Here is an 11,265-nt window from a genome sequence, read left to right on the forward strand (position 1 = left end):
GGAGGGCACCCCGTCCGCCGGGGTGACTCCGCGTGTCCATAGCGCACCGCGATTCCTCCGAACCGCACGCGTGGCATCTCGCATCCACCGGTCTCCCGAGCAATCGCACGGGAGCGGATGCCCGCCGGACACCAGGCTCGCCGCCCGACCGGGTAGGCGCGAAACAACCGCAACCAGGCGCGCACGCGCCCAAAGAAGGAGAACGGCCATGGCCGTCGTCACCATTCGCCAGCTGCTCGACAGCGGCGTCCACTTCGGACACCAGACCCGCCGGTGGAACCCGAAAGTGAAGCGCTTCATCCTCACCGAGCGCAGCGGTATCCACATCATCGACCTGCAGCAGTCGCTGTCGTACATCGACAAGGCGTACGAGTTCGTCAAGGAGACGGTGGCCCACGGCGGCACGATCCTCTTCGTCGGCACGAAGAAGCAGGCGCAGGAAGTGCTCGCCGAGCAGGCGACGCGCGTCGGGCAGCCCTTCGTCAACCAGCGCTGGCTCGGTGGTCTTCTCACCAACTTCCAGACCATCTCCAAGCGTCTGGCCCGCATGAAGGAGCTCGAGGAGCTCGACTACGAGACCCCCGCCAACAGCGGCTTCACCAAGAAGGAGCTGCTGCTCAAGAAGCGCGAGCTCGACAAGCTGCACAAGTCCCTGGGCGGTATCCGCAACCTGCAGAAGACCCCCTCGGCGATCTGGGTCGTCGACGCGAAGCGCGAGCACCTCGCTGTCGACGAGGCCAAGAAGCTCGGCATCCCCGTGATCGGTATCCTCGACACCAACGCCGACCCCGACGAGTTCCAGTACCCGATTCCCGGCAACGACGACGCGATCCGCTCGGTCGGCCTGCTGACCCGCATCATCGCCGACGCCGCTGCGGAAGGCCTCATCCAGCGTCACCAGCCCGCCGGCGAGACCGCTGAGGTCGCCGAGCCGCTGACCGAGTGGGAGCGCGAGCTGCTCGAGCAGGGTGCGCCGGCCCAGTCGTCCGCCGAGACCGAGAAGGTCGCCGACGTCGCCGAGGCTGCTGCTGAGGCAGATGAGCTCATCGCCGACGAGCAGGCCATCGAGGGTGAAGCAGCGACCGAGTCGGACGCCGACGCCGAGGGCGCGGCCGCTCACGACGAGGTCATCGCCGCTGAGTCTGCCGAGAGCACCGAAGAGGTCGCCGCGGCCGAGCCCGAGGCTGCAGAGAGCACCGAAGAGGTCGCCGACGCCGAGCCTGAGGCTGCCGACAAGTAAGAGTCCGCACGAACGAATTTCTCGTCGGCGAGGTCGTCCCGAACGACCTCGCCGACGCTTCCTTCCAGAACTTTCAGAACAAGGAGCCGACATATGGCAAACTTCACGATCGCTGACATCAAGGCGCTGCGCGAGCAGCTCGGCACCGGCATGGTCGACACCAAGAAGGCGCTCGAAGAGGCCGACGGAAACGTCGAGAAGGCCGTCGAGATCCTGCGCCTGAAGGGCGCAAAGGGCAACGCCAAGCGTGCCGACCGGTCCACCAGCGAAGGACTGATCACCGCCCGCGAGCAGGACGGGAAGGCCACGCTGATCGAGCTCGCGTGCGAGACCGACTTCGTGGCGAAGAACGAGCGTTTCATCGCACTGGCAGAGAAGGTCCTCGAGGCGGCGGTCGCCGCGTCCGCCGACTCCGCCGAGGCTGCTCTCGCTGCCCGCGCGGGCGACGTGACGGTGGACCAGCTCATCTCGGACGAGGCTGCGATCATCGGCGAGAAGGTCGAGCTGCGTCGCGTTCGCACCCTGAGCGGTGAGCACTTCTCGGTGTACCTGCACAAGACCAGCAAGGACCTGCCCCCGCAGGTCGGCGTGGTGCTCGCCTACACCGGCGAGGACGCTGAGGCCGCCCGGAGCATCGCCCAGCACATCTCCTTCGCCAACCCGACGTACCTGTCGCGCGAGGACGTGCCGGAGGCCGACGTCGACAAGGAGCGCGAGATCGTCACGGAGATCTCTCGCAACGAGGGCAAGCCGGAGGCCGCTCTCCCCAAGATCGTCGAAGGGCGCGTGAACGCGTTCTTCAAGCAGGTCGTCCTCCTCGATCAGGACTTCGCGCGGGACAACAAGCTCTCGGTTGCTCAGGTCGCGAAGAACGCGGGTCTCACGATCACCGATTTCGCGCGTTTCAAGGTCGGCGCGTAGCCTTCGACGGGATCACGCACCGGAAGCCCGCAGGGTCGGGGACCGGATCAAGGGCCCGGGATGCACCGCATCCCGGGCCCTTCAGTCTGTCCACGGCGGAGGGGGATAGGTTGTATCCGACGAGAGGGATCACACGTGATCGATGAAGCAACCGGGCGCCGCCGCGTTCTACTGAAACTGTCGGGCGAGGCATTCGGCGGGGGCCAGTTGGGTGTCAACCCTGACGTCGTGAGCCAGATGGCTCGGGAGATCGCCGCCGCGGTGGACCGCGTCGAGATCGCCGTCGTCGTCGGAGGGGGCAACTTCTTCCGGGGCGCGGAGTTGAGCCAGCGCGGCATGGACCGCGGCCGGGCCGACTACATGGGAATGCTCGGCACGGTGATGAACGCGCTTGCCCTGCAAGACTTCCTCGAGCAGGCCGGGGCCGCCACGCGCGTGCAGTCCGCCATCTCGATGACCCAGGTCGCCGAGCCCTACATCCCGCGCCGTGCCGAACGCCACCTGGAAAAGGGCCGCGTCGTCATCTTCGGCGCCGGTGCCGGCCTGCCCTACTTCTCCACCGATACCGTGGCCGCCCAGCGTGCCCTGGAAATCGGCGCGATCGAGGTGCTCGTCGCCAAGAACGGTGTGGACGGCGTCTACACCGCCGATCCGCGCAAGGACGCCACAGCCACGCGGATCGACAGCATCACGTACATGGACGCTCTCCAGCGGGGGCTCAAGGTCGTCGATTCGACGGCGTTCAGCCTCTGCATGGACAACGGCATGGACATGCGCGTGTTCGGCATGGAGCCGGAGGGCAACGTGACGCGTGCTCTCCTGGGCGAATCGATCGGAACGCTCGTCACGGCCTGAGCGCGTCGTGCGCCTGCCGGATGGCGTGCGCCTGTCTAGACTGGGACGTCGAGCCCAACGAATGGAGTCCCCGTGATCGCCGATGTTCTGGCCGACGCCGAAACGCGCATGGACCGCGCCGTGGAAGCGGCCAAGGAGGACTTTGCCACCGTTCGCACCGGGCGCGCGAACCCCCAGCTCTTCCAGAAGGTGTTGGTCGATTACTACGGTTCGCCCACGCCGCTCGCGCAGCTCGCGTCCGTGAACGCGCTCGAGGCGCGCACACTCGTGGTGACGCCCTACGACAAGTCCGCGCTGAAGGCGATCGAGTCGGCCATCCGCGACATGCCCAATCTCGGTGCGAACCCCACGAACGATGGCACTCTCGTGCGCATCACCATGCCCGAGCTGACCGCTGAGCGGCGCAAGGAGTTCGTCAAAATCGTGCGGTCCAAGGGTGAGGACGCGAAGGTACACGTCCGCGGCATCCGCCGGAAGTCCAAGGACGAGCTCGACGCTCTGAAGAGCGACGTCGGTGAGGATGAGCTCGGTCGTGCCGAGAAGGAGCTGGACGCGTTGACCAAGGCGCACGTCGACGCGATCGACGAGGCGCTCAAGCGCAAAGAGGCAGAGCTCCTCGAGGTCTAGCCCCATGACCGATCCATCCGGCCCGGACAGCGCGTCACCGCTCGACGCGCCGCTCTCGCGACGCGAGGCCGCCCGCGCGCGGCGTGCGCAGAGCGCCGCCGATGTCGGTGACGGCCTCCAGCCACGCATCCGCGCAGCACGCTCCGAGTTCGAGAGCCAGGTCGCGCACGCGCGTGCCGAGTTCGAAGAGGCGAACGCGCGCATCACGCAGCGCACCGGCCGCAACCTGCTGCTGGCCATCGTGATCGGTCTCGCCATCGGCGCCGCGGTCATGGCTTCACTGCTCTTCTACAAGTGGATCTTCCTCCTCTTCGCGATCGCGGCCATCATCCTCGGCACGTTCGAGCTCACCCGTGCACTCCAGGCCTCCGGCCGCCGGATCGACCTGGTCCCGCAACTGATCGCCGGAACGTTGCTGCTCGTGTCCGGCTACTTCGCGACGCTGTGGCTGCACTGGGTGGCCACGATCTCGGCGGTCGCTGTCGTGGTGGTGTGGCGCCTCCTCGGCCAGATGTTCCGGCGCGACGGACGTACCTACGGGGCCGTGCTCTCGGACGTCCTCATCTCGTCCTTCGTGCAGCTGTACGTGCCGGTCCTCGCGAGCCTCGCGCTGGTGTTGCTGAGCCAGGACCGCGGCGAGTGGTGGGTTCTCGCCTTCATCATCGTGACGGTCGTCGCCGACACCGGGGCCTATGCCTCCGGGCTGACCTTCGGCCGTAGCGGGCGGCACCTCATGGCACCGCGGATCAGCCCCAAGAAGACCTGGGAGGGCTTCGCCGGTTCGGCGGTGGCCGCTCTGGCCGCCGGGGTCGTGTTGGCGCTGTACATGCTCGAACTGCCCTGGTGGGCGGGACTGATCTTCGGCGCGGTCATCCTCGGTACCGCCACTGCGGGCGATCTCGGCGAGTCGATGATCAAACGCGACCTGGGGATCAAGGACATGAGCTCGTGGCTGCCCGGTCACGGCGGCGTCCTGGACCGGCTTGATTCCATCCTGCCCTCGGCGACGGCCGCGCTCGCGCTGTACTACCTCCTGACCCCCCTGGCGGTGACATGACGATAGACACCGAACACCCGAGCGCCGAGCATTCCCGCACCGAGCCCGCCGAAGCGGAGGATCCCCGGATCGAGCGCTCGGACGCCGCGACTTCCGGCGCCACGCCGTTTCCCGAAGCCCCCCGGCGCGGGAAGGGGTACGAGAAACGAGCCGTCGACGCATTCCTGGCTCAGGCGCGGGCGGCCTTCGAGTCTGACGACGATGACGACGCCCTCCGTTCCGCGGAGGTACGCGCCGCCGCGTTTCCGCTGGTCCGCCAGGGCTATGCGATCGCCGCAGTCGACGCGGCGCTGGGACGTATCGAGGATGCCTTCGCCGCCCGCGAGCGTGAACGAGCCATGAGCAGGCGGGGCGCCCGGGCGTGGGTGGCGGAATCACGCGACGTCGCCCAGGTCGTCCTCGATCGGCTGCTCCGTCCGAAGGGGCGACGTTTCGACCGGGTGAGCGTCTTGCGGTACGGGTACCGCGTGGACGAGGTCGATCTCGTCACCGACAAGCTCGCGCGGTATCTTGCCGTGGGGGAGCCGGTGACGGTGGAGCAAGTGCGGGCTGTGGCGTTCCGCATGCAACGCGGCGGGTACCGCGAGGCACAGGTCGATGCGGTGCTCGATGCCGTCGTGGAAGTGATGCTCGCCGTCGGATGATCCCGGCCGGTCCGGTCGCCGCGATCGCCGTGCCACGGATGGCACGCCTCTCGGCAGGCGGCTAGAATCGAGCGCATTGTGACCCCCGGCACCGAGATCACGCGCGCCACGTCCGGACGGATCGTCCGCCGGGGGCCGGCAGGCGTCGACGTCGTTCCGGCTCCCGTCACACCGCGGCGCGCACCGCGGTGGTCGCGCCGTCGCGGCGTTCTCGCCGTGTTCGCGGGCCTCTCCGTGCTCGGCTTCGTCGCCGCATACGTGGGACCCACCGGCGCAGCCCTCGCTGAGGCCGATGCCGACCGTGTGTCGCTGTATGAGAGCGCCCTGGCCGACATGCAGACGTACACGCTTTCTGCCGAAGCGGTCACGACGGCATCCCTCCAGCGCAGCAGCTACTCGGTGTACGTCACGCCGAAACCCACGCCGACCCCCACCGCGCGTCCGGCAGCGTCGGCCTCTTCCTCCGGCTCGGGGTGGCGCCCCCCGTTCGTCGCACCCGACCCCGGAACCGCGCAGGCGGTCGCCTACGAGATGGTCCTGGCACGGGGGTGGGGCGACGACCAGTTCGCGTGCCTGCGTGCTCTGTGGCAGAAGGAGTCCGGCTGGCGAGTCAACGCCTACAACGCCTCCAGCGGGGCGTACGGCATCCCGCAGGCGCTGCCGGGCAGCAAGATGGCCAGCGCCGGAGCGGACTGGGAGACCAATCCCGCGACGCAGATCGCGTGGGGACTCGGATACATCGGCAGCCGCTACGGCGACCCTTGCGGTGCGTGGGGGAGCTCCCAAAGCCGCGGTTGGTACTGACCGGTGCCGCGGTCCCATCGTCGGCGCCCCGAGCCGGCGGGCGATGACTCACTTGCCCGCCTGATCGCCGGGTGGAAGCGCACGGAGACCCGCCGCGGCGTCGCATGGACGGTCCAGCCGGTGTCGGCGACGTCGGCGCAGAAGGCATACGTATGCCCGGGATGCGGCAAGACCATCGAGCCAGGGACAGCCCACGTCGTCGTGTGGCGTGCCGACGGCGTCCTCGGCGACGCGGCCGACCTGGCCGGCCGTCGACACTGGCACAGCCACTGCTGGAGGATCAGCTGACATGGAAATCCGCGGACCGCTTGCCCTGCCCGCACGGCGGGAAGACATCGAGCTGCACACCGAGGACGGGCTCACCCTCGTCGGCGAGCTCGCCCTTCCCCAGGACCGCGACCCGGTCGCCACCCTCGTGACCCTGCACCCCCTGCCCACCGCCGGCGGGTTCATGGACTCTCACATTCTCCGGAAAGCCGCAGCCAGGCTGCCCGCTCTGGCCGACCTCGCCGTGCTCCGGTTCAACACCCGCGGCACGACCTCCCCGCGCGGGACGAGCGAGGGCGCGTTCGACGGCGGGGAGGGCGAACGCTACGACGTGGCAGCGGCCGTCCAGTTCGCCGCCGACCGCGGGCTGCCGCATCCGTGGCTCCTCGGGTGGTCCTTCGGCACCGAGCTGGCTCTGAAGTACGGCCGGGAGCACGACGTGGAAGGCGCCATCCTCCTGTCGCCACCGCTGCACCGCACGAGCGCCGACGAGGTCGCCGCGTGGAATGACGGTGACCGCCGCCTGGTGGTCATCGTTCCCGAGTTCGACGACTACCTTCGGCCTGCCGAGGCCGCCGAGCGTTTCGCCTCCGTACCCGCCGCCCGCCTCATCCCGATCGAGGACGGCAAGCACCTCTGGGTGGGGGAGAGCCAGACGCGGCGAGTGCTGACCGAGATCGTCCGAGTCGTCAACCCGGGCGCCCTCCCGCTCCCGGACACGTGGGACGGACCGGTCGCACAGGAATGATGCGTCAGCGCTCGTTCTGGCGCGGGATGATCACCTGGCGGTAGATGATCAGGATGCTCGCCGCGACCGGGATCGCGACGAGTGCGCCCAGGAGCCCGAGCAGGGAGCCGCCGGCGAGGGCGGCGATGACCACGACAGCGCCGGGGATCGCGACCGCACGGTTCATGATCCGGGGCGACACGATATACGCCTCGATCTGCATGTAGATCAGGTAGTAGATCGCTGCGATCAGCGCGGTGGTGGGCGAGCTGAGTCCGAGGCACGTGAGGACGATGAGCGTAGACCCGGTCAGAGTTCCGACCAGCGGAATGAGGGAGAAGAAGAAGGCGATCACCGCGAGCACGGCGGGGAACGGTGCCCCGATGATCGTGAGGAGAATGGCGCTCAGGACGCCGTTGATCACGCCGAGGCTGGCCTGACCGATGACGTAGTAGCCGACAGAGTCGGTGATCTGCTCCGCGAGATCGATGAAGCGCGCACGCTTGGACGCAGGAACCAGCTGGTACACCGCTGCCTTGAGCGACGGCGTGGACGCCGTGAAGTAGATCGTCAGGATGAGCACGATGAACGCGCCGCCCAATCCCGCCACGACGGCCCCGCCCACGGCCAGGATGCCGCTCCCGACATTGCTGGAGATCTCGCCGAAGTCCAGCGAGCCCCACCAGTCCTCGATGTACCCCCACACGACGTCGACGTCCAGCGCGGGGAAGACCGACTGCGCCCATTCGCGAGCGATCGGCAGCGCGTCCTCCCAGTCGAACGACTGGGTGGTGGCTTCGATCCTCGCGATCAGCTGCGCGATCTGGTCGACGATGACCGGCACGATGGTCAGGATGATGCCGGCGAAGATTCCCAGGACTCCGAGGATCGTCACCAGGACCGCCGCCCACCGAGGGAGCTTCCGCCGTTCCAGCCACGAAATGACCGGATCCAGGCCCAACGAGAGGAACAGGGCCGTACCGACGTAGAGGAGGATCGTCGAGAGCGTCTGCACACTGTTGAGGAGCAGAATTCCGACGCCGACGCCGAGCGTGGCAACGAGCGCGACGCGGAACGGGTTATAGATCTTCACGGGTCTCCTGTCGGGCGGCGGCCGGCCACTGGCCGCGCCTTGTTCCGCCAGGATACGCATTCGGCACCATCCAGCGCGGCAGGGACTCCCTCCTGGGCAACTTTCAGGTCGTTGCCACTAGTCTGAAATGTCGTATGCGTGGTCCGACCCGAAGGACCACCATCGGGAAGGTTTGAATTTCGTGCGTTTTGTTTGGGCTGTCGCGGCGTTCATCCTCGCCGCGCTCATGATCGGCGCGGGGATCGCACAGCGCACCGTCTTCGAGCCCGCACCCGCTGAAAGCACACCGCTTCCCGCCGGTGAGGACCTGCCGTACACCCTCGTCGACGGCGAGGTACTCAATCTGTTCTCCGGAGCGCAGACGCTGACCGCGGAGGGTGACGGCACCGTATTCGCGGCCTACGGCCGCACCCCCGACGTGCAGGCGTGGCTTTCCGACGTGCCGTACAACCATGTGACCGTCGGTGATGACGGCCAGATGGAAACCGAAGTCATCGAGCCGGCGGCAGAGGAAAGCGTCGACGAGACAGCTGCCCCGGACCCGGCCACTGACCCGGCGCCGACCGACGACGCTTCCGCGAGCACCGTGGGACGTTCGCCCGTCGGCTCCGATTTGTGGCTCGACGAGTTCCAGCAGGAGGGACGCCTTTCCACTCCGCTTCAGCTGCCGGAGACGATGAGCGTTCTGCTGGCAACCGACGGGACGGCGCCCGCTCCTTCCGAGATCGCCGTGATGTGGCCCGTTGACCGCAGCACCCCCTGGGCCGGACCCCTCATCGTCGGCGGCAGCGTCGTGCTCGTCGTCGGCGTGGTCCTGTATCTCCTCGGCATCCGTCATGTCCGCCGTTCTCGCGGCCCACGCCGCAAGGGCCTCCCGATGCCGCCGACCGAGCCCATCGACCTTGCCGTGGAGGACCCCGACAAGGGAGTCATCAGCGCGGGGCGGCGCCGCGCCGTGTCCGGCCGCCGGTCCTTCATCGTCATTCCCGCCGTGGCGGTGTCGGCGGTGCTGTTCGCCGGATGCTCCGCCGACGCGTGGCCCGATCTCTCTCCGAGTCCGACTCCCTCGCCGTCGGAGTCCGTCATCGTCCCGGACGGGCAGCAGTCCCCGGCGGTCACGAAAACGCAGGCAGAGCGCATTCTGACGCGCGTCTCGACGACGGTCGCGGAGGCCGATGCGGCCATGGATCCCGCGCTCGCCGGCGCGCGCCTGGAGGGAGCTGCTCTGGCGGAGCGGCAGACGAACTACACCCTCCGCGCTCAGCTGCCCGAGCAGACCGACCTGCCGGGGATTCCCGACCGCCCCGTCGAGATCGTGTTGCCGCAGGCGTTCGACGCATGGCCCCGCTCGTTCATGACGGTGGTGGAGGACCCGGCCGACTCGACCGTCGCGCCGACCATCATGCTGATGACCCAGGCCGATCCGTGGTCGGAGTACAAGGCGAGCTTCATCGCGAGCCTCGAGGCAGCGACGCTGCTTCCGAATCTTCCCGCCGAGTACGTCGGGGCGGCGCTGGCACCCCCTGACTCGCCGTTCCTGCGCCTGCGGCCGGATGAACTCGCCGGAGCGTATGCGGACCTCATCAACAACGGCGAGAACAGCGCGTACTGGGGCGACTTCGACACCGCGGGCGACCTTCTCCTGGCGAACATCAAGCAGAGCCAGCAGAGCCGTCTGGATCAGCTCAATCAGACCGGCGCGAACACGTCGACGCTGGAATTCCTGGCCGTTCCCGGCACATCCGCCCCCATGGCATTGACCACTGTCGACGGCGGCGCCATCGTCGCCGTCGATATCCACGAGACCGACACCGTCAAGCCGACGAATCCCGACGCGGTCATCCGGCTGCCCGACAATCCCGCCGCGCGCGCGCTGACGGGTGTCGAGCAGTCCGCGACGGGGTTCACCACGACCTACGGCGACCAGCTGTTCTTCTATGTGCCGTTGGAGGGGACCAATGAACCGATCCGCCTCCTCGGCTACCGTTCCAACATCCTGGAAGCGAAGGTGATCGAGTGAGCACTCCTCAGCCCGGCTCCGTCCTGCGCGGCGCTGTCGATCTGTCCGCCCTACGGAACCGCCCGCAGGCGCCGCCCGCGGCCGGACCCGGACAGCCCGTCGCGGGACAGCCCGTCGCCGGCGCAGGGGCGCCCGCGACCGATGCCGCGTCGGTGCCGTCCCTCGTGGTGGACGTCACGGACGCGACCTTCGGGCAGGTGCTCGAGCTGTCCCGCACCGTGCCGGTGGTCGTCGACCTGTGGGCCGAGTGGTGCGGACCGTGCAAACAGCTCAGCCCGATCCTCGAAAAGGTCGTGCTCGAGTACGGCGGCCGTATGGTCCTGGCGAAGGTCGACGTCGACGCCAACCCGCAGCTCGCGCAGGGGTTCCGTGCCCAGTCCATCCCGATGGTCGTCGCGCTGGTGGGCGGACAGCCTGTCCCGCTGTTCACCGGAGCGGTGCCCGAGCAGCAGGTGCGGGAGGTTTTCGCGCAGCTGCTTCAGCTGGCGGCGCAGAACGGGGTGACGGGCACCGTCGGCGTGGAGGCCGTGGAGCCCTCGGACGAGCCCGTCGAGGCGCCGATGCCACCGCTCCACGCAGAGGCGTTCGAGGCGATCGAGAGCGGTGACTACGCCCGGGCCATAGCGGCGTACGAGCAGGCGCTGGCGGAGAACCCGCGCGACGAGGATGCTCAGGCCGGCCTCGGTCAGGTGCGCCTTCTCGCCCGGATCCAGGGGGCCGACCTGCAGGCGGCACGAGCGGCGGCCGCGGCGGACCCCACGGACGTGGAGGCGCAGTTCGTCGTCGCCGACCTCGACCTGGCCGGTGGTCACGTCGAGGACGCCTTCGACCGTCTCCTCGACCTCTTCGCCGCGCTGCCCGATGACACGCGGCCGCCGGTGCGCGAACGGCTTCTCGAGCTCTTCGGCCTCATCGGCGACGCAGACCCACGCGTCATCCGCGCCCGCGGGCGCCTCGCTTCGCTCCTCTTCTGAGACACGGCACCGAGACTCCATCCCCGCCACGAAACC

At 68.5% G+C, this 11,265-nt stretch carries 12 protein-coding genes; 11 read left to right on the forward strand and 1 reads right to left on the reverse strand.

Annotated elements, in window-relative coordinates:
• Positions 1-208 precede the first annotated feature (208 nt).
• From rpsB to AC4FS1_RS02980, 9 genes are all read left to right on the forward strand, one after another.
• The gene (gene rpsB / locus AC4FS1_RS02940) at positions 209-1,240 is read left to right on the forward strand and encodes a 30S ribosomal protein S2 (RefSeq protein WP_491152498.1); all 1,032 of its coding nucleotides are present in this window, start codon (positions 209-211) and stop codon (positions 1,238-1,240) included.
• A gap of 93 nt (positions 1,241-1,333) precedes the next feature.
• A complete protein-coding gene (tsf, locus tag AC4FS1_RS02945) occupies positions 1,334-2,161 on the forward strand; it encodes a translation elongation factor Ts (RefSeq protein ID WP_491152500.1) in 828 nt (275 codons plus the stop codon).
• 135 nt (positions 2,162-2,296) lie between these two features.
• Positions 2,297-3,016 (forward strand): UMP kinase, encoded by a 720-nt coding sequence (gene pyrH / locus AC4FS1_RS02950; protein WP_491152502.1) that lies wholly within the window; start codon positions 2,297-2,299, stop codon positions 3,014-3,016.
• Positions 3,017-3,088: 72 nt separating this feature from the next.
• A complete protein-coding gene (gene frr / locus AC4FS1_RS02955) occupies positions 3,089-3,643 on the forward strand; it encodes a ribosome recycling factor (protein WP_491152503.1) in 555 nt (184 codons plus the stop codon).
• A gap of 4 nt (positions 3,644-3,647) precedes the next feature.
• The gene (locus AC4FS1_RS02960; protein WP_491152505.1) at positions 3,648-4,700 is read left to right on the forward strand and encodes a phosphatidate cytidylyltransferase; all 1,053 of its coding nucleotides are present in this window, start codon (positions 3,648-3,650) and stop codon (positions 4,698-4,700) included.
• Positions 4,697-5,344 carry a DivIVA domain-containing protein gene (locus AC4FS1_RS02965; RefSeq protein WP_491152506.1) on the forward strand — a complete coding sequence of 216 codons (648 nt, stop codon included), beginning with the start codon at positions 4,697-4,699 and terminating at the stop codon, positions 5,342-5,344. Before AC4FS1_RS02960 ends, AC4FS1_RS02965 begins: the two co-directional genes overlap by 4 nt.
• Positions 5,345-5,422: 78 nt before the next feature.
• On the forward strand, positions 5,423-6,148 hold the full coding sequence (locus AC4FS1_RS02970; protein ID WP_491152508.1) for an aggregation-promoting factor C-terminal-like domain-containing protein: 726 nt from the start codon (positions 5,423-5,425) through the stop codon (positions 6,146-6,148).
• Between the two features lie 3 nt (positions 6,149-6,151).
• Positions 6,152-6,436 (forward strand): Rv1322 family protein, encoded by a 285-nt coding sequence (locus AC4FS1_RS02975; protein WP_491152510.1) that lies wholly within the window; start codon positions 6,152-6,154, stop codon positions 6,434-6,436.
• A 1-nt stretch (position 6,437) separates the two neighbouring features.
• Positions 6,438-7,163, forward strand: a complete 726-nt coding sequence (locus AC4FS1_RS02980) for an alpha/beta hydrolase (protein WP_491152511.1) — start codon at positions 6,438-6,440, stop codon at positions 7,161-7,163.
• 4 nt (positions 7,164-7,167) lie between these two features.
• Here AC4FS1_RS02980 and AC4FS1_RS02985 read toward each other — a convergent pair whose 3' ends face one another.
• On the reverse strand, positions 7,168-8,235 hold the full coding sequence (locus tag AC4FS1_RS02985; RefSeq protein ID WP_491152513.1) for an AI-2E family transporter: 1,068 nt from the start codon (positions 8,233-8,235) through the stop codon (positions 7,168-7,170).
• A gap of 181 nt (positions 8,236-8,416) precedes the next feature.
• On the opposite strand from AC4FS1_RS02985, the gene AC4FS1_RS02990 reads away from it, so the two are divergent.
• Together AC4FS1_RS02990 and AC4FS1_RS02995 are read left to right on the forward strand one after the other, a co-directional pair.
• Positions 8,417-10,255 (forward strand): DUF8094 domain-containing protein, encoded by a 1,839-nt coding sequence (locus AC4FS1_RS02990; protein WP_491152515.1) that lies wholly within the window; start codon positions 8,417-8,419, stop codon positions 10,253-10,255.
• On the forward strand, positions 10,252-11,229 hold the full coding sequence (locus AC4FS1_RS02995) for a tetratricopeptide repeat protein (protein WP_491152517.1): 978 nt from the start codon (positions 10,252-10,254) through the stop codon (positions 11,227-11,229). The genes AC4FS1_RS02990 and AC4FS1_RS02995 overlap by 4 nt, the downstream gene beginning before the upstream one ends.
• The last annotated feature ends 36 nt before the right edge of the window (positions 11,230-11,265 follow it).

The sequence above is a fragment of the Microbacterium sp. Z12_35 genome, from assembly GCF_058310475.1.

What these genes read in the sequence shown, in the direction of transcription:
- rpsB (WP_491152498.1), top strand. Translation starts at nt 209, where the DNA reads ATGGCCGTCGTCACCATTCGCCAGCTGCTCGACAGCGGCGTCCACTTC.
- tsf (WP_491152500.1), top strand. Translation starts at nt 1,334, where the DNA reads ATGGCAAACTTCACGATCGCTGACATCAAGGCGCTGCGCGAGCAGCTC.
- AC4FS1_RS02960 (WP_491152505.1), top strand. Translation starts at nt 3,648, where the DNA reads ATGACCGATCCATCCGGCCCGGACAGCGCGTCACCGCTCGACGCGCCG.
- AC4FS1_RS02965 (WP_491152506.1), top strand. Translation starts at nt 4,697, where the DNA reads ATGACGATAGACACCGAACACCCGAGCGCCGAGCATTCCCGCACCGAG.
- AC4FS1_RS02980 (WP_491152511.1), top strand. Translation starts at nt 6,438, where the DNA reads ATGGAAATCCGCGGACCGCTTGCCCTGCCCGCACGGCGGGAAGACATC.